The organism is Mycobacterium intracellulare ATCC 13950 (genome assembly GCF_000277125.1).
In the GTDB taxonomy this organism is placed as follows: Bacteria; Actinomycetota; Actinomycetes; order Mycobacteriales; family Mycobacteriaceae; genus Mycobacterium; species Mycobacterium intracellulare.
This window is the reverse complement of the sequence record NC_016946.1, coordinates 524,424-550,801: the sequence shown is the minus strand read 5'-3', so window position 1 is coordinate 550,801 and position 26,378 is coordinate 524,424. Positions and strand designations below refer to the sequence as shown.

Below are 26,378 nucleotides of genomic sequence, written 5' to 3'. Positions count from 1 at the left end.
GTCAGTCCTTGACGCCACACTGCTTGCGTGCGCGAACCCTTCATCGCCAGCGAGGCGCTCGCAGCCGGCGCCCTCACCCGGTACCGGCTGCGGAGCCGGTTCGTCGCGTTGCACCCCGACGCCTACGTGGACCCCGCCACGGAACTGACCGCCACAAGACGCGCATGCGCCGCGTGGCTGTGGTCGCGGCGGCGGGGCATCGTCGCAGGGCGCTCCGCCTCGGCACTGCATGGGGCCAAATGGGTCGACCACCGGGCGCCCGCGCAGTTGGTCTATCAACACCGCCGCCCGCCGGCCGGTATCAACACGTGGTCGGATTCGCTGTCCGAGGACGAGATACAAACGATCGCCGGCCTACGGGTGACGACCCCCGCGCGGACGGCTCTCGACCTCACCTGCCGCTATCCCGTCGATCGGGCGGTCGCAGCCATCGACGCGCTCGCGCGCGCAACCGATCTCAAGGTGAGCGAGGTCGGCTCACTCGGCGAGCGTTACCGAGGCCGACGGGGCATCGCGCGTGCGCGCGTCGCGCTGCCGCTTGTCGACAAGGGCGCCGAATCTCCCCGCGAGACATGGCTGCGGCTGCTGCTGATCCGCGCGGGTTTCCCGCGGCCGCAGACTCAAATACCGGTTTATGACTACGGCGCTCTGATCGCCTGTCTCGATATGGGTTGGCAGGACATCAAATTGGCCGTCGAGTACGAAGGCGACCATCACCGCGCCGATCAGCGGCAATTCAACAAGGACATTCGACGCGCGGAGACCCTGGCGGAGATTGGTTGGACGGTCGTTCGCGTCACGATCGAAGACACACCGGGCGGCGTCATCGCCAGGGTGGCAGCGGCGTGGGCGCGCCGAACGTGATCTCAGGGCGGGAAATCAAACGAAATCTCGCCATGTGTGCACGCTCGGCGAAAGAAGGCTCTAACGCGATCAACCCAGCAGCGGCGCGCTCGGCGTGAACACCACCGGCATGGCCTCCAGGCCACTGACGAAGTTCGCCGGTCGCAGCGGCAGGGTCGAGTCGTCGTCGGCCAGCCTGAGGTCCGGCAGTCGCTTGAGCACCCGCTCGGTCATCATCGACAGCTCGAGGCGGGCCAGCTGGTTGCCCAGGCAGAAATGCGTTCCGAAGCCGAAAGCCATGTGGCTGTTCGGGTTTCGCCGGATGTCGAAGCTGTCCGGATCCTCGAACACCGACTCGTCGAAGTTACCCGACTCGAACAGCAGCATGATCTTCTCGCCCTCGCGCAGGGAGGTGCCGTGGAATTCGGTGTCGGCGGTCAGGGTTCTGCACATGTTCTTGACCGGCGACGTCCAGCGCAGCATCTCCTCGATCGCACCCGGAAGCAACGAAGGGTCGCGCACCAGGGCATCCCACTGATCGCGGTGGCGCACCAGCTGTTCGGTCCCCCCGCTCAACGTGTGCCTGGTGGTCTCGTCGCCGCCGATGAGGATGAGCAGTGTCTCCATGACGATCTCGTCGTCGGACATCCGCTGCCCCTCCACCTCGGCGTTCACCAGGATGGAGAACAGGTCGTCGGTGGGTTCGGCGCGCCGCTTGGTGATGATGCTCGTGGTGAATTCGGTGTACGCCGCGAATGCGGCCATCACCGCCTGGGCCGTTTCCGACGTCGGGTCGATGTGCGAACTCAGCCCGCAGACCAGATCGTCGGACCACTTCAACAGCATGCTGCGTTCGGTGGGCAGCACGCCCAGCATGTCGCCGATCACCGCCATCGGCAGCGGGGCGGCGATATCGCGGACGAAGTCACACTCGCCGCGCTCACACACGGCATCGATGAGGGTGTCGCACAGCTTCGCGATCGACGGCTCCTTCTCCTTGACCCGCTTGCGGGTGAAGCCCGCGTTGACGAGCTTGCGCCGCAACAGATGTGCGGGATCGTCCATGTCGATCATGTAGGGCATGCCGGGCTGGTCGGGACGGATGCCGCCGGTGCTGGAGAACAGCTCCGGATTGCGTTCGGCGTCCAGGATGGCCTGATAGGTGGTCGCGCCGGCCAGCCCGTTGCGATCGCGAAACACCGGCTGGTTGGCGCGCATCCAGCGATAGGCCTCACGCGAGGTGTGACGATCGGCGTAGAAATTGCCGTCGGTCAGGTCAATGTTCGAGATTGCTTCCGGGATGGTCGAAGTCATCTACAGCCTCCAAGTGTTGACGAACGGATTACAGTAACCGGCATGGCTGAGTCACAACACATCGTTGCGGGGACAGTCCTCACCATGCCGGTGCGGATACGTAAAGCGGACGTGCACACCGCGATGTTTTCGGTGGATGCGCAAGCGGCCCAACGCCTTATCGACTACAGCGGTCTGAAAGTCTGCCAGCACCGCCCGGGCCGGGCGGTGGTCAACCTGATGCTGGCCCGCTACATCGACGGCGACCTGGGGCAGTACCACGAATTCGGCACCTGCGTGATGGTCAATCCCCCCGGCTCGACGGCAAGCGGCTGGCGAGCGCTGGGCGACGCGGCCGCGTTCATCCACCACCTGCCGGTCGACCAGAGCTTCACCCTGGAGGCGGGACGGTCCATCTGGGGCTTCCCGAAGATCATGGCCGACTTCACCGTTCGCGAGCAGGGCCGGTTCGGATTCGACGTCAGCGCCGACGGCGCGCACATCGCGGGCATCGACTTCGCCCGGGCATTGCCGGTGCCATCGGTGTTCACCTCGCGTCCGCAGGTCCTCAAGACCTACACCTACGCCGACGGCACAACCCGGGAGGTGCCCTGGGAGATGCGGGTGCGCGGGCTGCGCGGTCAGCTCGGCGGCGCGACGCTGCGACTCGGCGATCACGCCTACGCCAAGGAGCTGGCGTCGCTGGGCCTGCCGAAGCGGGCGATGATCTCTGGATCCGTCGGCCACGTCGAGATGACATTCGGCGACGCCCACCCGCTCGGCTGACCGGCCGGACCGGTGTCGATTGCCCGGCTCCGCCTCATCGCGCTGCGCGCTCGGCATCGTCGTCGGGCGTGTCATCCGGACAATCTAGAACGCGTTCTCAGCCGCTGGCAAGAAAAGTAGAACGTGTTCTAGTCCGTGGTGGGCACGGGTCAGATCAGGCTCGCCAGCTCGCGGACCTGCTCTGTACTGCGCCCGGACACCACCATCATGGTCACGCCGGCGGCCTCCCAGGCCTTGATCTGCTTACGCACGTAGTCGATGTCGCCGACGATCGCGGCGTCGTCGATCACCTCGTCCGGGATGATCTCGGCGGCCTTGTCCTTCTGGTTGCTGCGGAACAGCTTCGTCACGTCGTCGACCACCTCGGCGTAACCCATCCGGCGGTAGACGTCGGCGTGGAAGTTGGTGTCCTCGGCGCCCATGCCGCCCATGTAGAGCGCGATATAGGGCTTCATGGCCGCGAACGCGGCGCTGCGGTCCTCGGTGATGACGATGTTGGCCGTCGCGCAGATCTCGAAGTCCTCGCGGCTGCGGCGCGCGCCCGGGCGGGCGAACCCCTCGTCCAGCCACTCGTTGTAGGTATCGGCCATGCGCGGCGTGTAGAAGATCGGCAGCCAGCCGTCGCAGATCTCGGCGGCCAGCGCGACGTTCTTTGGCCCCTCGGCGCCCAGCATGATCGGGATGTCGGCCCGCAGCGGATGGGTGATCGGCTTGAGCGGCTTACCCAGACCCGTTGCGCGCTCGCCCGTCAGCGGCAGCGGGTAGTGCGGACCGGCGCTGGTCACCGGCGCCTCCCGCGCCCACACCTGCCGGACGATGTCGATGTATTCCCGGGTGCGGGCCAGCGGCTTGGGGAACGACTGGCCATACCAGCCCTCGACCACCTGCGGCCCCGAGACGCCGAGGCCGAGCACGTGCCGGCCGCCGGACAGGTGGTCCAGCGTCAGAGCCGCCATCGCGCAGGCCGTCGGGGTCCGCGCGGACAGCTGAACCACCGAGGTGCCCAGCCGCACCCGGGACGTCGACGAACCCAACCAGGCCAGCGGCGTGTAGGCGTCGGATCCCCACGCCTCGGCGGTGAAGACGGCGTCGTAGCCGGCCTCCTCTGCCGCGGCGACGAGCTCACCGTGGTTCTGCGGCGGCTGCGCGCCCCAATATCCCAGCTGCAGTCCCAGCTTCATCGTCGTCACCCTTCCGCAGACCCGATGTTGAATCCGTTCTTAGAACCTGTTCTACTCGATGGCGTGACAGCCAGCTCGAGTAGCCCGCCCCTGATGGATCACCCTGAGCCACCGCTCTCCGCGCCACTGACGTTGGCCTTCGACTACACCCGTTCGGTCGGCCCCACGCTGAGCAAGTTCTTCACCGCACTGCGTGACCGCCACGTCCTCGGGGTGCGCGGGTCGGATGGCCGGGTGCACGTGCCGCCGCCGGAATATGACCCGGTCACCTACGAGCCGCTGGGCGAGATGGTACCGGTATCCAGCGTCGGCACCGTCGTCTCGTGGACCTGGCAGCCCGAACCGATCGAGGGCCAGCCGCTCGACCGGCCGTTCGCCTGGGCGCTGATCAAGCTCGACGGCGCCGACACCCCGCTGATCCATGCGGTGGATGCGGGCGAGCCCAAGGCCATCAAGACCGGCTCCCGCGTGCACGTGCACTGGGTGGACGAACCGGTGGGCGCCATCACCGACATCGCCTATTTCGAGCTGGGGGAGGAAGCCGAAGCCGTCGCGGAGCAGTCGGACGGCGACAAGGACCCCGTGACCATGATCGTCACGCCCGTCTCGCTGACCATCCAGCACAGCGCCTCGCACGAGGAGAGCGCCTACCTGCGGGCCATCGCCCAGGGCAAGCTGCTGGGCGCGAAGACGGGCGAGAACGGCAAGGTGTACTTCCCGCCCCACGGCGCCGACCCGGCGACCGGCCAGCCGACCACCGACTTCGTCGAGCTGCCGGACAAGGGCACCGTGACGACGTTCGCGATCATCAACATCCCGTTCCAGGGCCAGCGCATCAAGCCGCCCTACGTGGCCGCCTATGTGCTGCTCGATGGGGCCGACATCCCGTTCCTGCATCTCGTCGCCGACATCGACGCGCACGAGGTACGGATGGGCATGCGCGTGGAAGCGGTGTGGAAACCCCGCGAGGAGTGGGGTTTTGGCATCGACAACATCGAGTACTTCCGGCCGACCGGGGAACCCGACGCCGACTACGACACCTACAAGCACCACCTGTAAAGGGCTTACCTACCTATGAGCGCTCGCAACGTTGCGGTCGTCGGCTTCGCCCACGCACCACACGTCCGCCGCACCGACGGCACCACCAACGGCGTCGAGATGTTGATACCGTGCTTCGCCCAGCTCTACGAGGAGCTGGGCATCGAGCGGACCGACATCGGCTTCTGGTGCTCCGGATCGTCCGATTACCTTGCCGGACGGGCCTTTTCGTTCATCTCGGCGATCGACTCCATCGGCGCCGTTCCGCCGATCAACGAATCGCACGTCGAGATGGACGCGGCCTGGGCCCTCTACGAGGCCTACATCAAGCTGTTGACCGGTGAGGTCGACACCGCGCTGGTGTACGGCTTCGGCAAGTCCTCGGCCGGGGTCCTGCGCCAGATCCTGTCGCGGCAGACCGACCCTTACACCGTCGCGCCGTTGTGGCCCGATTCGATCTCGATGGCCGGGCTGCAGGCCCGCATCGGGCTCGACAGCGGCAAGTGGACCGAGGAGCAGATGGCGCGCGTGGCCTTCGACTCCTTCGCGAACGCGCGGCGGGTGGACAAGGTCGAGGGGTCGATCAGCGTGGCCGAACTGCTCGAACGGCCGTTTTTCGCCGACCCGCTGCGGCGCCACGACATCGCGCCGATCACCGACGGCGCCGCGGCGATCGTGCTCGCTGCCGGCGACCGGGCACGCGAACTGCGCGAAAACCCCGCCTGGATCACGGGAATCGAGCACCGCATCGAGACCCCGTCGCTGGGCGCGCGCGACCTCACCGAATCCCCGTCGACCAAGGCCGCGGCCCACGTGGCCACCGGCGGCAGGACCGACAACCTGGACGTGGCGGAGATCTGCGCGCCCTTCACCCACCAGCACCTGATCATCGAGGAAGCCATCCGGATACCGGGACCGACCAAGGTCAATCCGTCCGGTGGCGCGCTGGCTGCCAATCCCATGTTCGTCGCCGGCCTCGAGCGCATCGGCTTTGCAGCACAACACATCTGGAATGGTTCAGCTGAGCGGGTGCTCGCGCACGCCACCAGCGGGCCTGCGCTACAACAGAACCTGGTCGCGGTCATGGAAGGGAAGAACTAATGGCCGGTGCAGGGCCAAACATCGCTGCGGTACTGGGTACCGGACAGACGAAGTACGTCGCCAAGCGCCAGGACGTTTCGATGAACGGCCTGGTGCGCGAGGCGATCGATCGGGCGCTGGCCGACTCGGGTTGCACGTTCGACGACATCGATGCCGTCGTGGTCGGCAAGGCGCCGGACTTCTTCGAGGGCGTCATGATGCCCGAGCTGTTCATGGCCGACGCCATGGGCGCCACGGGCAAGCCGCTGATCCGGGTGCACACCGCGGGATCGGTCGGTGGCTCCACCGGCGTGGTTGCCGCCAGTCTGGTGCAGTCCGGCAAGTACCGGCGCGTGCTGGCGATGGCCTGGGAGAAGCAGTCGGAGTCAAACGCCATGTGGGCGTTGTCAATCCCGATTCCCTTCATCAAGCCGGTGGGCGCCGGCGCGGGCGGCTACTTCGCCCCGCACGTGCGCTCGTACATCCGTCGCTCCGGGGCGCCCACCAACATCGGTGCCATCGTCGCGGTCAAGGACCGGCTCAACGGCGCCCGCAACCCCCTGGCGCACCTGCACCAGCCCGACATCACCGTGGAGAAGGTGATGGCGTCGCCGATGCTGTGGGACCCGATCCGCTACGACGAGACCTGCCCGTCCTCCGACGGCGCGGCGGCGGTCGTGATCGGCAACGAGGAGGCCGCCGAAGCCCGTCTGGCGCAGGGCAATCCGGTGGCATGGATCCACGCCACGGCGCTGCGCACCGAACCGCTGCAGTTCTCCGGGCGCGACCAGGTGAGCCCGCAGGCCGGCCGCGACGCGGCCGCCGCGCTGTGGAAGGCCGCCGGCATCACGAGCCCCATCGACGAGATCGACGCCGCGGAGATCTACGTGCCGTTCTCCTGGTTCGAGCCGATGTGGTTGGAAAACCTCGGGTTTGCGCCCGAGGGCGAAGGCTGGAAGCTCACCGAAGCGGGCGAGACCAAGATCGGCGGCCGGCTACCGGTGAACCCGTCGGGCGGCGTGCTGTCGTCGAACCCGATCGGCGCCTCGGGCCTGATCCGCTTCGCCGAGGCGGCGATCCAGGTCATGGGCAAGGGCGGCGACCACCAGGTGCCCAACGCGCGAAAGGCGTTGGGACACGCCTACGGCGGCGGCTCGCAGTACTACTCCATGTGGGTGGTCGGCGCCGACAAGCCGACGCCCCAAAAAGTCGACGCGTGAGCGCGCGATGAGTGAGCATCCCGCGCACGAGGCCGGCCGCCGCTCCCGCGAGGCGGTGGCGGCCCGGGACAAGGATGCCTGGCTGGCGGTGTTCGCCGACGACGCCATCGTCGAGGACCCGATCGGCCCCTCCGCGTTCGACCCCGAGGGCAAAGGGCATCGGGGCCGTGACGCGATTTCGGCCTTCTGGGACAAGGCGATCGCCCCGACCACCAAGATCGAGTTCGTTTTCCGCGATACCTATCAGTGCGGCAACGAGGAAGCCAACGTCGGGCACATCCTCATCACGACGGGCGAATACCAGACGACCGCCGAGGGCGTGTTCACCTATAAGGCCAACGACGAGGGTAAGCTGGTGGCCCTGCGCGCCTATTGGGAGATGGACCGCGCGGCGGCCAACACCCGCAAGGTCTAGATCGGCTCCAGCCCGGCCAGATGCCGCTGGGCGAGGTCGCGGTAGGCCTGCGGATTGAGCTTGAGCCACATCTCGGCGCCGGTGCCGGCCACCGGGCCCTTGATTTGAGCCGGGGCGCCGACCGCGACGATCCCGGCCGGGATCTGGGTGCCGGCGGTGACCAGCGAGTGCGCGGCGACCAGGCTGCGCGCCCCGATCACCGCCCCGTCCAAAACGGTGGCGTGGTTGGCGATCAACGCCTCCGGTCCCACGTGCGCCCCGTGGACGACGCACAGATGCGCGACCGTCGCGCCCGGACCGATGTCCACCGGGATGCCGGGAGGCGCGTGCAGCACGGACCCGTCTTGCACATTGGCGCCCTCCCGCACCACGATGGGCCCGTAGTCGCCGCGCAGCACGGCGTTGAACCAGATCGAGGCCCCCGCCTCCACGACGACGTCACCGATCAAAGTGGCGGTCGGGGCGACGAAAGCGGTGGGATCGACCCGTGGTGCGCGGCCCTCGAATGCAAACAGCGGCATCGTCTACGTATACCCCAACACGCATATGTCCCAGCCAGGCTCGCCGTCGTTGCGCGCCCCCGCCGCAAAACTGTAACGTGTTCTAGTTAGAGGGCTATTAGTTGGAGGTGGACAGGTGAGTACCGACACCAAGGCGGTCGGCATCCGGGAGATCGATCCCGGCGCCTTGCCGACCAGGTACGCCCGCGGCTGGCACTGCCTGGGCGTCGCAAAGGACTTCCAGGACGGTAAGCCGCATTCGATCGAGGCTTTCGGCACCAAGCTGGTGGTCTTCGCCGACTCCCACGGGGACATCAAGGTCCTCGACGGCTATTGCCGGCACATGGGCGGTGATCTGTCGGAGGGCACCATCAAGGGCGACGAGGTGGCCTGCCCCTTCCACGACTGGCGCTGGGGCGGCGACGGCCGCTGCAAGCTGGTGCCGTACGCCAAGCGCACGCCCAAGACGGCGCGCACCCGGTCGTGGACGACCGACGTCCGCGGCGGCCTGCTGTTCGTCTGGCACGACCACGAAAACAATCCGCCGGACCCCGCCGTGCGGATCCCGGAGATCCCGGAGGCCCACAGCGACGAGTGGACCGATTGGCGGTGGAACAGCATCCTCATCGAGGGGTCCAACTGCCGCGACATCATCGACAACGTCACCGACATGGCGCACTTCTTCTACATCCATTTCGGGTTGCCGACGTACTTCAAGAACGTCTTCGAGGGACACATCGCCTCGCAGTACCTGCACAACGTGGGCCGGCCCGACGTGAACGACCTCGGCACGTCTTACGGTGAGGCGCACCTGGATTCCGAGGCGTCCTACTTCGGGCCCTCGTTCATGATCAACTGGTTGCACAACAGCTACGGCGGCTACAAGGCCGAGTCGATCCTGATCAACTGCCACTACCCGGTGACCCAGAACTCGTTCGTGCTGCAGTGGGGTGTCATCGTCGAAAAGCCCAAGGGCATGGACGAAAAGATGACCGACAAGCTGTCGAAGGTGTTCACCGAGGGCGTCAGCAAGGGCTTTTTGCAGGACGTCGAGATCTGGAAGCACAAGACCCGCATCGACAATCCGCTGCTGGTCGAAGAGGACGGCGCCGTCTACCAGCTACGCCGCTGGTATCAGCAGTTCTATGTCGACGTCGCCGACATCGAGCCGGAAATGGTGGAACGCTTCGAGATCGAGGTCGACACCACCCGCGCCAACGAGTACTGGAATTCCGAGGTCTCCGAGAACCTCAAGGCCAAGGAATCCGAGGACGTTCCGGCCGAGCAGCACTAGGCATCATGGCCGACGATCAGCCGCAGGTACCTGACGTCGATCGGCTCGCGCGGTCGATGTTGCAGCTGCACGGCGATCATCACGACCACGAGGAGAAGCCGGCCGGCAACGGCGGGGGGTCCCGATCGTGGTCGAAGTCAAGGGATTTCGCCAACGATCCCCAGCGCGCGGCCGCCGTGGCCGAGGCCAGCCGCGCTGACCGCGAGCGCTATCTCAACTCGGGTCTGTTGCCGGTGGACTGCCGTTTCTGCCACGTCCGCGTCACGGTGCGCAGGCTCGGGCCGGGACACACTGCGGTGCAATGGAATACCGAGGCCTGGCAGCGTTGCGCGCACTTCACCGAGGTGCGCGAGTCCGGCGGCGACACCGCGCGCACCCGGTCCTGCCCCAAACTGAGCGACAGCATCGAGCATGCGGTCGCCGAGGGGTACCTCGAAGACGAGCCAGACGAGCACTGAGCGACGGTCGCGGTTCGTCATAGCCCATCGGAACCGAGCCGGCGCCCGGAAGCCATGGGCGTCGTGCCCACCTCCGAGCGACAACCGGCAGGGGGCGCGGATGGATTGGCGCGGATGGATTCGCGGCTTTGTCGCTCGGAGGTGGGCAAAAGGCGCGTCCATCGGACCGGAAACTCCTGTGGCGCCTGTGATTTCTACAGCCCCGCGAACCGCTCCTTGACCGTCTCGACGCTCAGGCCGTAGTCGGCCAGCGAGTACGAGTGCTTGGGCGCCCGCGCGCCGGACTGGCTGTCGGCGTGGGTCTTTTCCATGGCCGCCTTGGCCTCTTCGGTCAACGTCATCCCGAAGTGCCGGTAGATGTCGGCCACCGTGCCCATCGGGTCGGCGATCAGCTCCTTGTAGTCCACGTCGTAGAACTGCGACGGGCTGTATTTGGCCCGCGCGGTGTTGAACCGCTCCAGGCCCCGCGACCACGTTTCCATTGCGTCAGCGCCGATCTGGGCGCCGGTGAACGACGTCGACCATCCCTCGGCGGTGTGCTGCGCCAGCGAGCACATCGAGGCCATGATCGTCTCGACCGGACGATGGGTCTGGATCACCAACGCGTCGGGATAGGTCGCCATCAGCGCGTCCAGCGCGAACAGGTGGCTGGGATTCTTCAGCACCCACCGCTTGTCGGCGTCGTTGAGTCCGATCAGCTGAAGGTTGCGGCGGTGCCGCTGATACGACGGCGTCCAGTCCTGCCGCGAGAGCCACTGCGAGTAGGTGGGCAGGTGCGCCAGCGTCTCGTAGGACGCCGAATGCAGCGACTGCCGCAGCAGCTGCCAGCACTCCTCCAGCTCGTACGCCGCCATGAAATGCAGACCGGTGTAGTCCGGGTTTTCGGCATGATGCTTCTCGAACTGCGCGTTCAGTTGGCTGTAATACGGGTTGGAATCCCAGGTTTCACGAGGCGGGCGCGGCTGCGGGAATTCGGCCAACCACAGATGCAGGCCCTGGTGCGCGGGATCGGCGCCCAGCAGCCGATGCAAGGCGGTGGTGCCGGTGCGCACCAGTCCCGTGACGAAGATCGGCCGCTCGATGACGACGTCCGCGTGCTGCGGGTATTGCTTCCACGCCGCTTCGGACAGCAGCCTGGCCACCAGCGCACCGCGCAAAAAGAACCGATTCATCTTGCTGCCCAACGGCGTCAAGTCGGCGTCGCGGCGGTAGGAGTCGAGCAGCACTTCCAGCGCTTCGAGGTAGTTGTCGTCGTTGCTGCCGAAATCGTCCAGCCCGATCATCTTGCTGGCCGACGCCCTCAGGTCGTCAACGGTGCCGACGTCGGTACGCTCAGCCATCAGGTGTGGTACTCCCCGCAATTGACGTCGAGGGTCTGCCCGGTGATGCCACTGGACAGGTCGCTCGCCATGAACAAGATCGCCGAGGCCACCTCGTCCTCGGTCGGCAGCCGCTTCAGGTCGGAGCCCGCGGCGGTGGCCTGGTAGATCTGCTCGGCCGTGGTGCCGTACTTGCCGGCCTGGTGGTTGAAGTAGCCCTGCAGCGTCTCGCCCCAGATATAGCCGGGTGCAACGGAATTGACCCGGATTCCCTGCTCGCCCAGCTCGGTGGCCAGCGAATGAGACATGGACAGCAGCGCGGACTTGGCCATCTTATACGCGCCGTACTTCGCCTGCGAGTGCCGCAGCACCATGGAGTTGACGTTGACGATCGAGCCCTTCGACTCGGCCAGCGCCGGCGTGAATCCCTGGATGAGCCGCAGGGCGCCCAGCGCACTGAGTTCGATCGCGTCGCGGATGTGCTGAAAGCTGGTGCCCGAGAAAGGCTTCAGCGACGGTACGCGGAACGCGTTGTTGATCAACACGTCGACCTTGCCGTAGGCCTCCAAGGTGGCATCGACCAGGTTGCTCACCTGGTCGTCCTCGGTGATGTCGGTGCGCACCGTGGTCGCCCGGCCTCCGAGGTCGGCGATCTGTTTGGCGACGTCGTCCAGGCGTTCCGGCGTGCGGGCGGCCAGCACCAGGTCGGCGCCTTCCCGCGTGCATCGGTGCGCCAGCGTCGTGCCCAGACCCGGGCCGACGCCGCTGATCACCACCACCTTGCCGTCGAGCAACTTCGTCATCCCAACATCCTTGCCTGAATCTGCTGGTGGCGCAGCGCAATCCGCGCACGCCAGTCGTCCTCGGAAATCTTGTTGTGCTCGAAATACGGCAGCGCCGCCGGCACGGCGTCGATGTCGACCAGCTCTACGGTGGGGCCGTCGACGTCGGTGAGTTGTCGCGACACCCGCTGCCAGCGGAACTGCAAGATGCCCTTCCGATGCCCGAGGGTCTCCACCCAGTTGGTCACGCCGGGGTTCTGGTCGGCGACGACGATGCGCACCTTGCCGTCCGGATCCGCTTGCGCCTGAGTGTTGTTCAGCGAGGTCTGGTGGTTGATGTAGTCCAGCGAGATGTACCACAGGCTGCCCAGCTGGAAGCCCAGGTAGGGGGCGTCGGTGACCGGGATGTTGATCACCAGCGCCTGGTCGGGCCGCAGCTCGTAGTGCCCCACCGACGAGTACTGGGTCGCCAGGCCGCCCGGCGTCAACCGTGGCGCGACCATCGTGTTGACCGGGATGTTGAAATAGAACCACTGCGGGAACTGCAGCCACGTCTTCACCCGGTTAACCAGCTGCTTTCCCGCTGTGGCAAAACGCTTTTCGATGGTTTCGCGACTCAGCGGCGGCGGCGCGGTGCCCGCGGTGTCCAGCCGGGAGATGGCCAGCGTGCCGCGCTGCGCGGCCCAGTCGCCGTACACCTCGCGGATGACCAGCTGTCCGGGGTCGGTCGGCCGAAACCGCCATTCGAAGCTGCCGTCGGGGGCGATCTGTAGCTCCCGGTCGTCGAACGCGGCCTGGCTGACGGGCACGTTGTCGTCGGTGTACTCGCCGCCGAGCAGCTGGAAGCTCAGGTCGGTGGTGGTGCCGCGCCTGCCGGTGACGACGTAATCGTGGTTGGCGTGCACCCGGGTGCCGAAGTACAGCGTGTCGGGGTTGTCCAGGCCCATCTTGGTGAACGGCCCGGTCCCCGACTGCAGAAAGGGGTGGTCGCGGTCGTAGTCGAAGGCCAGATGCGTGCAGGCCGCGATACAGCCGGCCAGATATTGGAGCCCTTCGAGCAAGTCGGCTTCGGACTCGATGTGCGGCGCGGCGGCCACCAGCTCCTCGGCCTCAGCGATCGCGTGGGTGAGCGGGCCGGAAAAGGAAGTTACGGACACGCCTAGACGCTAGAACGTGTTCTACTTTTTCGTCAATGGCGAACATTCCCGCGCGTCGGCTGCGGGGTTGCACGACGATGCGGGTTCGCTAGGGCGGGCACGCGTGGGACAGCTGAATCAGGTGCTGGCGTACGTCGGGATGCCGGTTCAGGTAGTCGATCACGCTGCCGTTGCCCCCCTCGCCCTTTGACTTGTCGATCAGCTGCTGATGGAGGTCGGGGTGCCGCTGCAGGTACGAGTCGATGGAACTGCCCACGTCCTGATTGCACCCGGGATCCGCGCTGGCCACTGGCAGCGCGATCATCGTCGCGGCGGTCGCGGTCAGTAACCCCCCGGCGAGCAGGCCGAAGAGTCCGCGGCCACGAGTACCGACTGTCTTGGATGTGCTCATGCCCACCAGGCTACGCGCGCTACCTTTGCGTAGCCTGTGCGCGCCCTGGGTGAAGCGGCAGGTCAGCGCGCGGCGGCGGCGCTGCTTTCTCGCTCGCGTTTGATCTCCAGCGCGATGTCGATCAGTTGGTCCTCCTGGCCGCCGATGAGCTTGCGCTGGCCGGCCCGGTGCAACAGCTCATGCGGCGGGACGCCATAGCGCTCACCCTGGCGGATGGCGTGCTTGAGGAAGCTGGAGTACACGCCGGAGTAGCCCATGATCAGGGCGTTGCGGTCGAGCAGGCACTCGGCGGGCATGGCGGGGGCGACGACCTCTTCGGCGGCGTCGGCGATGTCGAAGAAGTCGATGCCGGTCTTGACGCCGATCTTGTCGAACACCCCGATCAGGGCTTCGACGGGGGCGTTGCCCGCCCCAGCCCCGAAGCGGCGGCACGAGCCGTCGATCTGCTTGGCGCCGGCGCGCACGGCCTCGACGCTGTTTGCCACCCCGAGTCCGAGGTTTTCGTGCCCGTGGAAGCCGACCTGGGCGTCGTCACCGAGTTCGGCGACGAGCGCGGCGACGCGGTCGCGCACGCCCTCGAGGACCAGCGCCCCGGCCGAGTCGACCACGTAGACGCACTGGCAGCCCGCGTCGGCCATGATGCGGGCCTGGGCGGCCAGCTTCTCGGGGGTGATGGTGTGGCTCATCATCAAGAAGCCGACGGTTTCCAGTCCGAGTTCGCGGGCCAGGCCGAAGTGCTGGATCGAGACGTCGGCCTCGGTGCAGTGCGTGGCGATCCGGCAGATCTCCCCGCCGTTGTTCTGGGCCTCTTTGATGTCTTCCTTGGTGCCCACGCCGGGCAGCATCAAGAAGGCGATCTTGGCCTCTTTGGCGGTCTCGGCGGCGAGCTTGATCAGCTCCTGCTCGGGCGTCTTGGAGAACCCGTAGTTGAAGCTCGAGCCGCCCAGTCCGTCGCCGTGGGTGACCTCGATGACGGGCACACCCGCGGCGTCCAAGGCGGCCACGATCGCACCGACCTCGTCCTTGGTGAACTGGTGGCGCTTGTGGTGTGAGCCGTCGCGCAGCGACGTGTCCGTCATCCGCACGTCCCAGACCGGGTTGAAGAAGATGTCGGTAGTCATGATTGCGCTCCTCCGGCCGTCGCGGTCAAGGATTCCTTGGCGATCTCCTCGCCGACCTTGGTCGCCGCGGCGGTCATGATGTCCAGGTTGCCCGCATAGGGGGGCAGGTAATCGCCGGCCCCCTCGACCTCGACGAACGTGGTGACCAGCGCCTGGCCGCCAGAGTTGATCGACGGGTCGTCGAACTGCGGGTCGTTGAGCAGCCGGTAGCCGGGAACGTAGGTCTGCACCTCGGCCACCACGTCGTGGATGGACTTGGCGATCGCGTCGCGGTCGGCGTCCTCGGGAATGGCGCAAAAGATGGTGTCGCGCATGATCATCGGCGGATCGGCGGGGTTCAAGATGATGATCGCCTTGCCGCGCTTGGCGCCACCGATGGTCTCCACGCCCTTGCTGGTGGTCTTGGTGAACTCGTCGATGTTGGCCCGGGTTCCCGGCCCCGCCGACAGCGAGGCGACCGAGGCGACGATCTCGGCGTACGGCACCCCACCGAGGTCGGCGACGGCGCGCGACACCGCGTACACGATCGGGATGGTGGCCTGCCCGCCGCAGGTGATCATGTTGACGTTGGGCGCATCCAGGTGCTGGCGCAGGTTGGCCGGCGGGATCACCGCGGGACCCACCGCGGCGGGCGTCAGGTCGACGGCCCGGATGCCGGCGGCCTCGTACTTGGGCGCGGCGTCGCGATGCACATAGGCGCTGGTCGCCTCGAACACCAGATCGGGCTTGTCCGACTGCGCCAGCAACCAGTCCACGCCCTCGTGGGTGGTCTCCAAACCCAGCTTGCGGGCCCGCGCCAGGCCCTCGCTTTCGGGGTCGATGCCGACCATCCAGCGCGGCTCCAGCCAGTCCGACCGCAACAACTTGTAAAGCAGGTCAGTGCTGATGTTGCCCGACCCGACAATGGCCACACTCGCCTTAGACGGCATGATGCCCCTTTTCGAACTGCTGAGATTTAAGTTAGTCGATTTAATTCGAGCCTATTCGAACGATAAACGCACCGAACCGAGGCCCGCGAAGTCGGCGACGAACTCGTCGCCCGGGTGCGCGTCGATGGCTCGCGTGCACGATCCGGGCAGCACCACGTCGCCCTTGCGCAACCGCACACCGAACCCGTCGACCTTGCGCGCCAGCCACGCCACCGCGGTGACGGGGTTGCCCAGCACCGCGTCGGTGCGGCCCTCCGCGACGACCTCGCCGTTGCAGCGCAGCACCGCGTCGATCCCCTTGACGTCGATGTCGCGGGGGGAAACCCGGGCCTCGCCGAGCACGAAACCGGCCGACGACGCGTTGTCGGCGATGGTGTCGCACAGCTCGATCTTCCAGTCGGTGATCCGGGTGTCGATCAACTCGATGGACGGGACCAAGGCCTCGGTCGCCGCCAGCACGTCGTCCTCGGTGCAACCGGCTCCCGGCAGGTCGGCGTTCAATATGAAGCCGACCTCGACCTCCACCCGCGGATACAGGTAGCGGTTCGCCTTGACGGGGGTGTCTTCGAACAACTGCATCTCGTCGAGCAAATGCCCGTAGTCCGGCTCGTCGACGCCCATCATCTGCTGGATGGCTTTCGACGACAGCCCCACCTTGTGGCCCAGCACCCGCGCCCCCTCGGCGACCCGCTGCCGGATATTGATCAGCTGGATCTCGTAGGCATCGACGACGTCGATGTCCGGGTAGGCCGCGGTCAGCGGGGCGATCGGCTCACCGCTCCGCTCGGCCTGCGCCAAGTCCGCAGCCAGCTCGTCGCGGGTAGCAACACTGAGCATTTTTCTACGTCTCCTCGTACGGTCGACCCGGGCCAGTAGCGGCCGCCCTGGGCAATTCTATAACGTGTTCTACATGTCAGCGCAGGAGTACGACGTCGTCGTGGTCGGGAGCGGCGGGGCCGGCATGGTGGCCGCCCTTACCGCCGCTCACCGGGGTCTTTCCACCATAGTCATCGAAAAGGCCCCTCACTTCGGCGGCTCGACCGCGCGGTCGGGCGGCGGCGTTTGGATCCCGAATAACGAAGTGCTCAAGCGTGACGGGGTCAAGGACACCGCCGAGGCGGCCCGCACCTATCTGCACGGGATCGTCGGCAGCGTCGTCGAACCCGAACGCATCGACACCTACCTCGAGCGCGGGCCCGAGATGTTGTCGTTCGTGCTCAAGCACACACCGCTGAAGATGTGCTGGGTGCCGCGGTATTCCGACTACTACCCCGAGTCGCCCGGCGGGCGCGCCGAAGGCCGGTCGATCGAGCCGAAGCCGTTCGATGCCCGCAAGCTCGGCGCCGACGAGTCCGGCCTGGAGCCCGCGTACGGCAAAGTGCCGCTCAACGTTGTGGTGATGCAACAGGATTACGTGCGGTTGAACCAACTGAAGCGTCACCCGCGCGGCGTGCTGCGCAGCCTGAAGGTCGGCGCGCGCACGATGTGGGCCAAGGCGACCGGCAAGAACCTCGTCGGCATGGGACGGGCGCTGATCGGACCGCTGCGGATCGGCTTGCAACGCGCCGGCGTTCCGGTGGTGCTCAACACCGCGCTGACCGACCTGTACGTCGAAGACGGCGTCGTGCGCGGGGTCTATGTGCGCGGCGCCGCTGATGCCGAATCGGGTGAGCCCAGGCTGATCCGGGCCCGACGCGGGGTGATCCTGGCGTCGGGAGGGTTCGAGCACAACGAACAAATGCGGGTGAAATACCAGCGCGCCCCGATCACCACCGAATGGACGGTGGGCGCGGTGGCGAACACCGGCGACGGCATCGTCGCCGCCGAAAAGTTGGGCGCCGGACTGGAATTGATGGAAGACGCCTGGTGGGGCCCGACCGTCCCGCTGGTCGGCGCGCCGTGGTTCGCGCTGTCGGAGCGCAACTCGCCGGGATCGATCATCGTCAACATGTCCGGCAAGCGATTCATGAACGAGTCGATGCCCTACGTCGAGGCCTGCCACCACATGTACGGCGGCGAATATGGCCAGGGACCCGGGCCGGGCGAGAACATCCCCGCATGGCTGGTCTTCGACCAGCAGTACCGCGACCGCTACATCTTTGCGGGATTGCAGCCCGGACAACGCATTCCGCGCAAGTGGCTGGAGTCGGGCGTCATCATCACGGCCGACACGCTCGCGGAGCTGGCCCAGAAGGCCGGCCTTCCGGTGAACGAATTCACCGCCACCGTGAAACGTTTCAACGGTTTCGCGCGCTCCGGCGTCGACGCGGACTTCCACCGCGGCGAGAGCGCCTACGACAGGTACTACGGCGACCCGACCAACAAGCCGAACCCCAACCTCGGCGAGATCAGCCACGCGCCGTACTACGCCGCCAAGATGGTGCCCGGCGACCTGGGCACCAAGGGCGGCATCCGGACCGATGTCCACGGGCGGGCGCTGCGCGACGACGGCAGTATCATCGAAGGCCTTTACGCCGCGGGCAATGTCAGCGCGCCGGTGATGGGCCACACGTACCCCGGTCCGGGTGGCACCATCGGCCCGGCCATGACGTTCGGCTACCTGGCGGCATTGCACATTGCCGGCGGAGCCGGGGAAAGGTAACCGCGATGCCCATCGACGTAGACGTCGCGCTGAACGCCGAGCTGGATCCCATCGAATTCTCTTGGGCCAGCAGCGATGTGCAGCTCTACCACCTCGGGCTCGGCGCGGGCGCCGACCCGATGGATCCGCGCGAGCTGCGCTACCTAGTCGACGACACCCCGCAGGTGCTGCCCACGTTCGGCAACGTGGCCGCCACGTTCCACGCCACGAAGCCGCCGACCGTGCAGTTCCCGGGCATCGACATCGAGCTGAGCAAGGTGCTGCACGCCAGCGAGCGGGTCGAGGTGCCCGGGCCGCTGCCGCCGTCGGGCTCGGCCAAGGCCGTCACCCGGTTCACCGACATCTGGGACAAGGGCAAGGCCGCGGTGATCTGGAGCGAGACGACGGTGACCGCGCCCGACGGCACGCTGTTGTGGACGCAACGGCGGTCCATCTTCGCCCGCGGCGAAGGCGGCTTCGGCGGTGAGCGCGGCCCGTCGGGGGGCGACGCCGCACCGGAGCGGGCCCCCGACCTGGAGGTCGACGTGCCGATCCTGCCGCAGCAGGCGCTGCTCTACCGGCTGTGTGGCGACCGCAACCCGCTCCACTCCGATCCCGAATTCGCCGCTGCCGCAGGCTTTTCGCAGCCCATCCTGCACGGGCTGTGCACGTACGGCATGACCTGCAAGGCGATCACCGACGCGCTGCTCGACGGTGACACCGCCGCGGTGGCCGCCTACGGTGCGCGTTTCGCCGGGGTGGCATTCCCCGGCGAAACGCTCAAGGTCGGCATCTGGAAGGAGGGCGGCCGCTTTTTGGCCAGCGTCGTCGCGCCCTCGCGCGACAACGCCGTCGTGCTCTCCGGGGTCGAACTCATCCCGGCCTAGCGGCTTCCGGCGCGCTTCCTCCCTTGCTTTGCGGCGAGCGCCCGGCTAGCTGGGCTTGAGCGTGACGCCACAGTCAGTTTCGACGTCGAGCGTGACTCTGCTGTCACGCTCGACAAGCAAGTGCGTCACGCACCCTGCGGACAATGTCGGCGGGCCGATCACCCGCTATTACCCGGACTACGATCCACCCGCAACGGCGTAGTCTTTCGTGTCGCGCGATATCCCAGGCGTATTGGGAGTGATCGCTCCGGTGCTGGTCTCCGTCGTACTCCACAGCAACCTTGACGTCGTCCCAACCCATGTCCAGGAAGGCAAACGTACTGCCACATTCATCGACCACCGGGATCTGGGTCTGTGGCCGAGGCAACCCGGCGCGCACCAATACCAGCCGCAGCCACGTCTCTTTCGGTGACTGGGCACCCGCGTCGACCAGCTCGAGCGACGCGCGTGCACCTTCGATCCCGCGTCGTCCGCGATATCGCGCAGCTAGCAACTCAGCATCAGCCATCTTCACGTCGGTCACCCGTGCCAGCGCGTCGATAGCGGCGACTGCCGTGGTGAGTGGATACCAACAGGCGAGGTCCACAGCCGTGCGTGCCGGAGTCGTCACTGCGACTCCGTCGATCCAGACGAACTCGTCGCCTTCGAGCCGATCGCCCCACGTCGTCAAACCTGGCGGGGGGTGGCGGTTGTCATGAATGATGTCGACCGGCCGGGCAGCGTCGACCCAGTTGCTGCCGTGCAGACTCGCAGCCGAAAAGCCCGCAAGGACACCACGACGCCGCGACCACAGCCAGGCTGCCCGCGACCGCATCACGTGCGTCAACTCGGTGCCTTCAGTCACATAGACATCGGGGAAGACGCGCGTGTATTTGCGGCGTAGCTGGCTATGCGAGGCCACGCCAGCCGCTACGGCCTCACTGCCGATGAACGGTTCTCCCATGGCGGGAGTGTGCCATCGCCCACTGACACCGTCTCGAACGTGACAGAGCAGTCACGCTCGGGCTCGAGCGTGACTGTCGTGTCACGCTCGGCGGAAAAGGCGGGGGAAGGAGACCTAGCCGAGGATGAGGCCCGAGGTGGGCACGCCCGTACCCGCGGTGACGAGCACGTGCTCGACGTCGGGCACCGGATTCACCGAGGTGCCCCGCAGCTGCCGCACACCCTCGGCGATGCCGTTCATGCCGTGGATGTAGGCCTCGCCGAGTTGGCCACCATGGGTGTTGATGGGCAGCCGGCCGCCGATCTCGATCGCCCCGTCGGCGATGAAGTCCTTGGCCTCTCCGCGACCGCAGAATCCCAACTCCTCCAACTGAATCAGCGTGAACGGAGTGAAGTGGTCATACAGCACGGCGGTCTGGATATCGCTCGGTTTGAGCCCCGACTGCGCCCACAACTGCTGACCGACGACCCCCATCTCCGGCAGGCCGAGCTCGGGCCGGTAGTAGCTGACCATCGTGTACTGGTCGGGGCTGGAGCCCTGCGCCGCCGCCTCGATGATCGCCGGCCGCTGCTTGAGGTCCTTTGCCCGCTCGGGCGACGTCACCACGATCGCCACCGCCCCGTCGGTCTCCTGGCAGCAGTCCAGCAGCCGCAGCGGCTCGGCGATCCACCGCGAATTCTGGTGATCCTCAATGGTTATCGGCTTCTCGTAGAAATAGGCCTTCGGATTCTTGGCCGCGTGCTTGCGGTCGGCCACCGAGATCGCGCCGAAGTCCCGGCTGGTCGCCCCGGACAGGTGCATGTAGCGCTGGGCGATCATCGCGACCTGTGCGGCGGGCGTGGACAGCCCGTGCGGGTAGGAGAACGAGTTGTCCGCCGCCGTCGAATCAGCCTGCACGCCGGCGTTTCCCACCAATCGGGTCTGCACCTGACCGAACCGCATGCCGGATCGCTCGTTGAACGCCCGGTACGCGACGACGACGTCGGCCACGCCGGTGGCCACGGCGAGCGCCGCCTGCTGAACGGTCGCGCAGGCGGCGCCGCCGCCGTAACCGATCTGCGAGAAGAACTTCAGATCACCGATGCCGACCGCGCGTGCCACAGCGGTCTCGTTGTTGGTGTCCATCGTGAAGGTGGTCAACCCGTCGACATCGGACGGGCTCAGCCCGGCGTCGTCCAGGGCATCCAGGACCGCCTCGGCGGCCAACCGCAGCTCGCTGCGGCCGGAGTCCTTGGAGAAGTCGGTAGCGCCGATCCCGGCGATCGCGGCTCGGCCGTTCAATAAGCCCGCTGACATCTATGCGCCCCCGATCGTCAGCGTCACGTTCGCGATGACGTGATCGCCAAGGCTGTTGCGTCCGAACACCTTCAGCGTGATCAGGCCGTCGTCGACCGCCGTCACCTCACCGGAGAACGTCACGGTGTCGTAGGCGTACCACGGCACACCCAGGCGTAGGCCGATCGACTTGATCAGCGCAGTCGGACCTGCCCAGTCGGTGACGTAGCGCTGCACCAGCCCGGTGTCGGTGAGGATGTTGACGAAGATGTCCTTGGAACCCTTGGCCTGCGCCAGGTCCCGATCGTGGTGCACGTCCTGAAAGTCCCTGGTGGCCAAGGCCGTCGAGATGATGAACGTCGGCGTGCCATGCAGCTTGAGTTCGGGCAGGGTGGTGCCCACTTCGACAACGGGTGCGCTCATGCTTCGTCTCCCATGGGCTCCCAGGCGTAGAGGCTCCACTCGGGCCCGGATTCACCGGCCGGGAAGTCGATATAGGTTGCGCGGACCGGCATTCCGATCTTGACCTCGGCGTGGTCGACGTTGCGCAGCTCGCCGAGCATCCGGACGCCCTCTTCCAGTTCGACCAGTGCGATCACGAACGGCAGCGTGCGCCCGGGCACCTTCGGTGCGTGGTGCACCACGTAGCTGAACACCGTGCCGCGGCCGCTGGCGACCGCGAAATCGATCGGCTCGGCCTTGTTTTGCCACACCGCGGGCACCGGCGGGTGCTGCAGGGTGCCGTCGGGGAGGCGCTGGATACGCAGCTCGTGCGCCGCCACACCCTCCCAGAAGAAGGCGGTGTCGCGTGAGACCGCCGGACGCATCATGGCGTCGGCGTCCAGGTCCTGAGGGACCGATGCGGTCGCGCCGGAATCCTCGTGGGGCCTGAATTTCAGGATTCGCCAGGCCATCTCGGCGACATCCTCGTCGCCGACCCGCCACGTGATGTGCTGGTTGATGAACCAGCCCTCGCCGAGCCCGGTCTGCTTGGGGCCGACCACGTCGCGCATCTCGGACACGACGGTGACCTGCTCGCCGGGACGCAGATACCGGTGGTAGGTCTGCTCGCAGTTGGTGGCGACCACGCCGATGTAGCCGGCCTCGTCGAACAGCTGCATGATCGGGCCCATGGGGTCGTCGGTCGGGCGTTCCCCGCCCAGGCCGAACATCGTCCACACCTGAATCATGGCCGGCGGGGCGACAATTCCGGGATGACCGGCGGCCCTGGCCGCGGCCTCGTCGACGTAGATCGGGTTGCGGTCGCCCAGCGCCTCGACCCAGTTGTTGATCGTCGGCTGGTTCACCGGATCCCGGGCCTCGCGCGGTGCAGCGACGACGGTGGCGGTGATCTCCGCAACCGCTTCCTTGATATCGGTCATCGAGGCACCCTCGGCACTTTGAGTCCGGCCGCGGCGATCATCTCGCGCATCACCTCGTTCACGCCGCCCCCGAAGGTGATGACCAGGTTGCGCTTGGTCTGGGAGTCCAGCCAGTTGAGCAGGTCGGCGGTGTCCGAGTCGGCGGGGTTACCGTACTTGCCGACGATTTCCTCGGCGAGCCGGCCGATGTACTGAATCTTCTCGGTACCAAAGACTTTGGTCGACGCCGCGTCGGCGACGTTGATGTCCTCCCCGGCGGCGGCCACCTGCCAGTTGAGCAGCTCGTTGATCCGCCACATCGCGTGAATCTCGCCGAGCGCGCGCTTGACGTCGGCGTGGTCGATCGGGGTGACCCCGTCACTTCCCGGCTTGGACGCCCAGGCGTGGACCCGGTCGTAGATGCCCGCGGTACGCCCGGCCGGGCCGAGCATGACGCGTTCGTTGTTGAGCTGGGTGGTGATCAGCCGCCACCCGCCGTTCTCCTCGCCGACCAGCATGTCGGCGGGCACCCGCACATCGTTGTAATACGTGGCGTTGGTGTGGTGGGCGCCGTCGGACAGGATGATCGGCGTCCAGGAGTAACCGGGATCCTTGGTGTCGACGATCAGGATCGAAATGCCCTTGTGTTTCACGGCTTCGGGGTCCGTGCGGCAGGCCAGCCAGATGTAGTCGGCGTCGTGGGCTCCGGTGGTGAAGACCTTCTGCCCGTTGACGATGTACTCGTCGCCGTGACGCACGGCGGTGGTCCGCAGCGAGGCCAGGTCCGTACCGGCCTCGGGCTCGGTGTAGCCGATCGCGAAGTGCACCTCGCCGGCCAGGATCGCCGGCAGGAACTTCTTCTTCTGCATCTCGCTGCCGAACTGCTGCAGGGTCGGACCGACCGTCTGCAGCGTGACCGCGGGCAGCGGCACGTCGGCGCGATGCGCCTCGTTGACGAAGATCGACTGCTCGATCGGGCCGAAACCCAAGCCGCCGAACTCCTTTGGCCACCCGACGCCGAGCTTGCCGTCCTGGCCCATCCGGCGGATCACCGCGCGGTAGGCCTCGTTGTGACGGTCCTGCTCCATCGCCTTCATCTCGTCGGACGAGATCAGGTTCGAGAAGTATTCCCGCAATTCCGCCTGCAGCTGGCGCTGCTCCGGGGTCAGGTCTATGAACATTGCGCTCCCACCAGATCGAGACGATGAGAAGGACCGCCCAGCAACCGGGTCAGGTCCTTGATCGTGGAGTAGTACCGGTGCATCGGATAGGTGATGTCCATGCCCATGCCGCCGTGCAGGTGATGGCAGAGCTGCATCACCGGCGGCGCCTGTGAGGTGACCCAATACCCCAGGACATCGAGGTCGTCGTCGGCATCCCGCCCCTCCGACAGCCGCCACACGACCGATTTCGCCACCAAATCGATGGTGCGCGAGGCGATGTAGACCTCGGCGAGCTGTGCGGCCACGGTCTGGAAGGTCGACAGCGGCTTGCCGAATTGCTTGCGGTTGGCCACGTAGTCGGCGGTCAGCCGCAGCGCCCCGGCCACCAGCCCGTCGGCGTAGGCGCCGATGGAAGCCAGCACCAGCTGGTTGACGCGCTGCGCGGTGGCGCCGGCCAAGACGTCGGCGTCCTCGACGGCGACATCGGTGAACGTGACCGTGTACTCGTCGGAGTCGTTCGAGGTCGGCGTCTGGACCACCTCGACGCCGCCGGCCTTCGGCGACACCACGACCACCGCGCTGTCGGCGGTGACGATCATCCAATCCGCTTGTCCGGCATAGCCGACGCCGACCTTGGTGCCCGACAGCCGGCCGCCCGCGAACGTGGTCGACGGCCGGTCCGGCAACGCGGCGCCGGGCTCGTTGAGCGCCGCGGTCAGCACGCCGCCCTTGGCGACGCCCGCCAAAAACCGGTCCTGCTGGTCCTCGGAAGCCAGGTCAACCAGGGGGAGCACACCGAAACCCAGGGTGGCCAGGGCCGGCGTGATCGCGCCGTGGCGACCGATCTCCGTCAGCACGGTGGCGACCTCGGGCAATCCCACCCCGTCACCGCCGAGGCGCTCGGGCACCGGCAGCGCCGTCACGCCGCCGTTGACCAAAGCCTCCCAACTCAATTCGCGCTCGAACACCGACGTCACGACGTCGGCGACCGCCTGTTGTGTCGCGGTGAGATCGAAATCCATCGTGGCTTCGGCCGCCATATCAGTGCGCCACCGGGCACTTGCCGGTGTAGTCGACCTGCCAGTGCTTGATGCCGTTGAGCCACCCCGACCGCAGCCGCTCGGGCGCGGAGATCGGCTTGAGGTCCGGCATGTGGTCGGCCACGGCGTTGAACATCAGGCTGATCGTCATCCGGGCCAGGTTGGCGCCGATGCAGTAGTGGGCACCGGTGCCGCCAAAGCCCACGTGCGGGTTGGGGTTTCGCATGATGTTGAAGCTGTGCGGGTCCTCGAAGACCTCTTCGTCGAAGTTGGCCGAGCGGTAGAACATCACGACCCGCTGGCCCTTCTTGATCTGCACACCGGACAGCTCGTAGTCCTCCAGCGCGGTCCGCTGGAACGCCGTGACCGGCGTTGCCCACCGGACGATTTCGTCGGGCGCGGTGTCCGGGCGCTCCTTCTTGAACAACTCCCACTGGTCGGGGTTGTCCGCGAACGCGATCATGCCGTGCGTGATCGAGTTCCGGGTGGTTTCGTTGCCCGCGACGGCCAGCATGACCACGAAGAACCCGAATTCGTCGTCGGAGAGCTTCTCGCCGTCGATGTCGGCCTGGATCAGCTGGGTGACGATGTCGTCGCCGGGGTTCTTGGCGCGCTCCTCGGCCATCTTCATCGCGTACATGATCAGCTCGGCCGAGGACATCGCGGGATCGATGTGCGCGTACTCGGGGTCTTCGTTGCCGGTCATCTCGTTGGACCAGCGGAAGATCTTGTCCCGATCCTCCTGCGGAACACCCAGCAGACCCGCGATGGCCTGCAGCGGCAGCTCACAGGAGACCTGCTCGACGAAGTCGCCGGAGCCCGACGAGGCCGCCGTCTTCGCGATGTTTTGCGCGCGGGCGTCCAACTCGTCGCGCAGCCGTCCGATGGCCCGCGGGGTGAAGCCGCGCGAGATGATCTTGCGCAGCCGCGTGTGGTGCGGGGCGTCCATGTTGAGCATGACGTTGCGCTGCAGGTCGATCTGCTCGCGCGTCATCTCCTGCGGCCACACCGGGATGGCGCAGTCCTGCTGAGACGAGAAGATGTCACTGCGCACAGAGATCTCCTTGACGTCCTTGTGCTTGGTGATGGCCCAATAGCCTTTGTCGCCAAAACCGCCCGTGCCGCCCGGGACGTCTACCCAGAAGATCGGCTCGGACTTGCGCACTTCGGCCAACTCCGCGACCGGGAGGCCTTTGACACTGACGTCCGGATCGAGAAAATCAAACCCGGGCGGAAGATTCGGACTGGGCACGCTACTTCTCCTAACTACAGTCCTCGATGACTTGCGATCCCAGGACACTAGTTGTCCTAGTGATGCTCT

General features: G+C 66.7%; 27 protein-coding genes. 10 read left to right on the top strand and 17 right to left on the bottom strand.

Features of this window, described 5'->3' with window-relative positions:
• Positions 1-27 precede the first annotated feature (27 nt).
• Positions 28-864 (top strand): DUF559 domain-containing protein, encoded by an 837-nt coding sequence (locus OCU_RS27730; RefSeq protein ID WP_014379042.1) that lies wholly within the window; start codon positions 28-30, stop codon positions 862-864.
• Positions 865-933: 69 nt separating this feature from the next.
• Here the strand turns inward: OCU_RS27730 and OCU_RS27725 are convergent, their stop codons facing one another.
• The gene (locus OCU_RS27725) at positions 934-2,157 is read right to left on the bottom strand and encodes a cytochrome P450 (protein ID WP_008263713.1); all 1,224 of its coding nucleotides are present in this window, start codon (positions 2,155-2,157) and stop codon (positions 934-936) included.
• A gap of 42 nt (positions 2,158-2,199) precedes the next feature.
• Here OCU_RS27725 and OCU_RS27720 point away from each other — a divergent pair, with 42 nt between their 5' ends.
• Positions 2,200-2,922 carry an acetoacetate decarboxylase family protein gene (locus OCU_RS27720; RefSeq protein WP_009956895.1) on the top strand — a complete coding sequence of 241 codons (723 nt, stop codon included), beginning with the start codon at positions 2,200-2,202 and terminating at the stop codon, positions 2,920-2,922.
• A gap of 149 nt (positions 2,923-3,071) precedes the next feature.
• Here OCU_RS27720 and OCU_RS27715 read toward each other — a convergent pair whose 3' ends face one another.
• A complete protein-coding gene (locus tag OCU_RS27715; RefSeq protein WP_008263710.1) occupies positions 3,072-4,103 on the bottom strand; it encodes an LLM class F420-dependent oxidoreductase in 1,032 nt (343 codons plus the stop codon).
• Positions 4,104-4,166: 63 nt separating this feature from the next.
• On the opposite strand from OCU_RS27715, the gene OCU_RS27710 reads away from it, so the two are divergent.
• Genes OCU_RS27710 through OCU_RS27695 form a run of 4 tightly spaced genes read left to right on the top strand, consistent with a single transcriptional unit; the run spans position 4,167 to position 7,856 of the window.
• Positions 4,167-5,162, top strand: coding sequence for a Zn-ribbon domain-containing OB-fold protein (locus tag OCU_RS27710; protein WP_008263702.1), 996 nt, complete (start codon positions 4,167-4,169; stop codon positions 5,160-5,162).
• A 15-nt stretch (positions 5,163-5,177) separates the two neighbouring features.
• Complete coding sequence (locus OCU_RS27705; RefSeq protein ID WP_008263700.1) at positions 5,178-6,242, top strand: thiolase domain-containing protein; 1,065 nt, start codon at positions 5,178-5,180, stop codon at positions 6,240-6,242.
• Positions 6,242-7,441 (top strand): thiolase domain-containing protein, encoded by a 1,200-nt coding sequence (locus OCU_RS27700; protein WP_008263698.1) that lies wholly within the window; start codon positions 6,242-6,244, stop codon positions 7,439-7,441. The genes OCU_RS27705 and OCU_RS27700 overlap by 1 nt, the downstream gene beginning before the upstream one ends.
• A gap of 7 nt (positions 7,442-7,448) precedes the next feature.
• Complete coding sequence (locus tag OCU_RS27695; protein WP_014379038.1) at positions 7,449-7,856, top strand: nuclear transport factor 2 family protein; 408 nt, start codon at positions 7,449-7,451, stop codon at positions 7,854-7,856.
• Here OCU_RS27695 and OCU_RS27690 read toward each other — a convergent pair.
• Positions 7,853-8,377, bottom strand: coding sequence for a gamma carbonic anhydrase family protein (locus OCU_RS27690; protein WP_014379037.1), 525 nt, complete (start codon positions 8,375-8,377; stop codon positions 7,853-7,855). The two genes, OCU_RS27695 and OCU_RS27690, sit on opposite strands and share 4 nt — an antisense overlap.
• A 115-nt stretch (positions 8,378-8,492) precedes the next feature.
• Between OCU_RS27690 and OCU_RS27685 the strand changes: the two genes are divergently transcribed.
• Together OCU_RS27685 and OCU_RS27680 are read left to right on the top strand one after the other, a co-directional pair.
• Entirely contained in the window at positions 8,493-9,650 is a 1,158-nt protein-coding gene (locus tag OCU_RS27685) for a Rieske 2Fe-2S domain-containing protein (RefSeq protein WP_008263691.1), read from the top strand.
• A 5-nt stretch (positions 9,651-9,655) separates the two neighbouring features.
• Positions 9,656-10,108, top strand: a complete 453-nt coding sequence (locus OCU_RS27680) for a hypothetical protein (RefSeq protein ID WP_014379036.1) — start codon at positions 9,656-9,658, stop codon at positions 10,106-10,108.
• A gap of 194 nt (positions 10,109-10,302) precedes the next feature.
• Here OCU_RS27680 and OCU_RS27675 read toward each other — a convergent pair whose 3' ends face one another.
• From OCU_RS27675 to OCU_RS27645, 7 genes are all read right to left on the bottom strand, one after another.
• A complete protein-coding gene (locus OCU_RS27675) occupies positions 10,303-11,448 on the bottom strand; it encodes a sulfotransferase family protein (RefSeq protein WP_014379035.1) in 1,146 nt (381 codons plus the stop codon).
• Positions 11,448-12,230 carry an SDR family oxidoreductase gene (locus OCU_RS27670; RefSeq protein ID WP_014379034.1) on the bottom strand — a complete coding sequence of 261 codons (783 nt, stop codon included), beginning with the start codon at positions 12,228-12,230 and terminating at the stop codon, positions 11,448-11,450. Before OCU_RS27670 ends, OCU_RS27675 begins: the two co-directional genes overlap by 1 nt.
• Positions 12,227-13,366 (bottom strand): hypothetical protein, encoded by a 1,140-nt coding sequence (locus tag OCU_RS27665; protein WP_009956901.1) that lies wholly within the window; start codon positions 13,364-13,366, stop codon positions 12,227-12,229. The genes OCU_RS27670 and OCU_RS27665 overlap by 4 nt, the downstream gene beginning before the upstream one ends.
• A gap of 88 nt (positions 13,367-13,454) precedes the next feature.
• Positions 13,455-13,757 (bottom strand): hypothetical protein, encoded by a 303-nt coding sequence (locus OCU_RS27660; protein ID WP_008263682.1) that lies wholly within the window; start codon positions 13,755-13,757, stop codon positions 13,455-13,457.
• A 62-nt stretch (positions 13,758-13,819) separates the two neighbouring features.
• The gene (gene dmpG, locus OCU_RS27655; RefSeq protein WP_014379032.1) at positions 13,820-14,878 is read right to left on the bottom strand and encodes a 4-hydroxy-2-oxovalerate aldolase; all 1,059 of its coding nucleotides are present in this window, start codon (positions 14,876-14,878) and stop codon (positions 13,820-13,822) included.
• On the bottom strand, positions 14,875-15,807 hold the full coding sequence (locus OCU_RS27650) for an acetaldehyde dehydrogenase (acetylating) (protein ID WP_014710858.1): 933 nt from the start codon (positions 15,805-15,807) through the stop codon (positions 14,875-14,877). Before OCU_RS27650 ends, dmpG begins: the two co-directional genes overlap by 4 nt.
• Before the next feature lie 51 nt (positions 15,808-15,858).
• Complete coding sequence (locus OCU_RS27645; protein WP_008263676.1) at positions 15,859-16,644, bottom strand: 2-keto-4-pentenoate hydratase; 786 nt, start codon at positions 16,642-16,644, stop codon at positions 15,859-15,861.
• A 73-nt stretch (positions 16,645-16,717) separates the two neighbouring features.
• Here OCU_RS27645 and kstD point away from each other — a divergent pair, with 73 nt between their 5' ends.
• The gene (gene kstD, locus OCU_RS27640) at positions 16,718-18,409 is read left to right on the top strand and encodes a 3-oxosteroid 1-dehydrogenase (RefSeq protein WP_036390347.1); all 1,692 of its coding nucleotides are present in this window, start codon (positions 16,718-16,720) and stop codon (positions 18,407-18,409) included.
• Positions 18,410-18,414: 5 nt separating this feature from the next.
• Positions 18,415-19,275, top strand: coding sequence for a MaoC/PaaZ C-terminal domain-containing protein (locus OCU_RS27635; RefSeq protein WP_014379029.1), 861 nt, complete (start codon positions 18,415-18,417; stop codon positions 19,273-19,275).
• Between the two features lie 103 nt (positions 19,276-19,378).
• Here the strand turns inward: OCU_RS27635 and OCU_RS27630 are convergent, their stop codons facing one another.
• From OCU_RS27630 to OCU_RS27600, 7 genes are all read right to left on the bottom strand, one after another.
• Positions 19,379-20,218, bottom strand: a complete 840-nt coding sequence (locus OCU_RS27630; protein ID WP_014379028.1) for a hypothetical protein — start codon at positions 20,216-20,218, stop codon at positions 19,379-19,381.
• Between the two features lie 114 nt (positions 20,219-20,332).
• Entirely contained in the window at positions 20,333-21,514 is a 1,182-nt protein-coding gene (locus tag OCU_RS27625; protein WP_020188688.1) for a lipid-transfer protein, read from the bottom strand.
• Positions 21,515-21,916 carry a MaoC family dehydratase gene (locus OCU_RS27620; RefSeq protein ID WP_008263666.1) on the bottom strand — a complete coding sequence of 134 codons (402 nt, stop codon included), beginning with the start codon at positions 21,914-21,916 and terminating at the stop codon, positions 21,515-21,517.
• The gene (locus OCU_RS27615) at positions 21,913-22,875 is read right to left on the bottom strand and encodes a bifunctional MaoC family dehydratase N-terminal/OB-fold nucleic acid binding domain-containing protein (protein WP_014379025.1); all 963 of its coding nucleotides are present in this window, start codon (positions 22,873-22,875) and stop codon (positions 21,913-21,915) included. Before OCU_RS27615 ends, OCU_RS27620 begins: the two co-directional genes overlap by 4 nt.
• A complete protein-coding gene (gene fadE29 / locus OCU_RS27610; protein WP_009956911.1) occupies positions 22,872-24,035 on the bottom strand; it encodes an acyl-CoA dehydrogenase FadE29 in 1,164 nt (387 codons plus the stop codon). Before fadE29 ends, OCU_RS27615 begins: the two co-directional genes overlap by 4 nt.
• The gene (locus OCU_RS27605; protein WP_026071452.1) at positions 24,026-25,039 is read right to left on the bottom strand and encodes an acyl-CoA dehydrogenase family protein; all 1,014 of its coding nucleotides are present in this window, start codon (positions 25,037-25,039) and stop codon (positions 24,026-24,028) included. The genes fadE29 and OCU_RS27605 overlap by 10 nt, the downstream gene beginning before the upstream one ends.
• 19 nt (positions 25,040-25,058) lie before the next feature.
• Positions 25,059-26,309 carry a cytochrome P450 gene (locus OCU_RS27600; RefSeq protein ID WP_014379023.1) on the bottom strand — a complete coding sequence of 417 codons (1,251 nt, stop codon included), beginning with the start codon at positions 26,307-26,309 and terminating at the stop codon, positions 25,059-25,061.
• Positions 26,310-26,378 lie beyond the last annotated feature (69 nt).

Coding starts and splice junctions, on each gene's coding strand:
- OCU_RS27725 (WP_008263713.1), bottom strand. CDS start 2,157: ATGACTTCGACCATCCCGGAAGCAATCTCGAACATTGACCTGACCGAC.
- OCU_RS27720 (WP_009956895.1), top strand. CDS start 2,200: ATGGCTGAGTCACAACACATCGTTGCGGGGACAGTCCTCACCATGCCG.
- OCU_RS27715 (WP_008263710.1), bottom strand. CDS start 4,103: ATGAAGCTGGGACTGCAGCTGGGATATTGGGGCGCGCAGCCGCCGCAG.
- OCU_RS27705 (WP_008263700.1), top strand. CDS start 5,178: ATGAGCGCTCGCAACGTTGCGGTCGTCGGCTTCGCCCACGCACCACAC.
- OCU_RS27700 (WP_008263698.1), top strand. CDS start 6,242: ATGGCCGGTGCAGGGCCAAACATCGCTGCGGTACTGGGTACCGGACAG.
- OCU_RS27695 (WP_014379038.1), top strand. CDS start 7,449: ATGAGTGAGCATCCCGCGCACGAGGCCGGCCGCCGCTCCCGCGAGGCG.
- OCU_RS27690 (WP_014379037.1), bottom strand. CDS start 8,377: ATGCCGCTGTTTGCATTCGAGGGCCGCGCACCACGGGTCGATCCCACC.
- OCU_RS27680 (WP_014379036.1), top strand. CDS start 9,656: ATGGCCGACGATCAGCCGCAGGTACCTGACGTCGATCGGCTCGCGCGG.
- OCU_RS27675 (WP_014379035.1), bottom strand. CDS start 11,448: ATGGCTGAGCGTACCGACGTCGGCACCGTTGACGACCTGAGGGCGTCG.
- OCU_RS27670 (WP_014379034.1), bottom strand. CDS start 12,230: ATGACGAAGTTGCTCGACGGCAAGGTGGTGGTGATCAGCGGCGTCGGC.
- OCU_RS27660 (WP_008263682.1), bottom strand. CDS start 13,757: ATGAGCACATCCAAGACAGTCGGTACTCGTGGCCGCGGACTCTTCGGC.
- dmpG (WP_014379032.1), bottom strand. CDS start 14,878: ATGACTACCGACATCTTCTTCAACCCGGTCTGGGACGTGCGGATGACG.
- OCU_RS27650 (WP_014710858.1), bottom strand. CDS start 15,807: ATGCCGTCTAAGGCGAGTGTGGCCATTGTCGGGTCGGGCAACATCAGC.
- OCU_RS27645 (WP_008263676.1), bottom strand. CDS start 16,644: ATGCTCAGTGTTGCTACCCGCGACGAGCTGGCTGCGGACTTGGCGCAG.
- kstD (WP_036390347.1), top strand. CDS start 16,718: ATGTCAGCGCAGGAGTACGACGTCGTCGTGGTCGGGAGCGGCGGGGCC.
- OCU_RS27635 (WP_014379029.1), top strand. CDS start 18,415: ATGCCCATCGACGTAGACGTCGCGCTGAACGCCGAGCTGGATCCCATC.
- OCU_RS27630 (WP_014379028.1), bottom strand. CDS start 20,218: ATGGGAGAACCGTTCATCGGCAGTGAGGCCGTAGCGGCTGGCGTGGCC.
- OCU_RS27625 (WP_020188688.1), bottom strand. CDS start 21,514: ATGTCAGCGGGCTTATTGAACGGCCGAGCCGCGATCGCCGGGATCGGC.
- OCU_RS27620 (WP_008263666.1), bottom strand. CDS start 21,916: ATGAGCGCACCCGTTGTCGAAGTGGGCACCACCCTGCCCGAACTCAAG.
- OCU_RS27615 (WP_014379025.1), bottom strand. CDS start 22,875: ATGACCGATATCAAGGAAGCGGTTGCGGAGATCACCGCCACCGTCGTC.
- fadE29 (WP_009956911.1), bottom strand. CDS start 24,035: ATGTTCATAGACCTGACCCCGGAGCAGCGCCAGCTGCAGGCGGAATTG.
- OCU_RS27605 (WP_026071452.1), bottom strand. CDS start 25,039: ATGGATTTCGATCTCACCGCGACACAACAGGCGGTCGCCGACGTCGTG.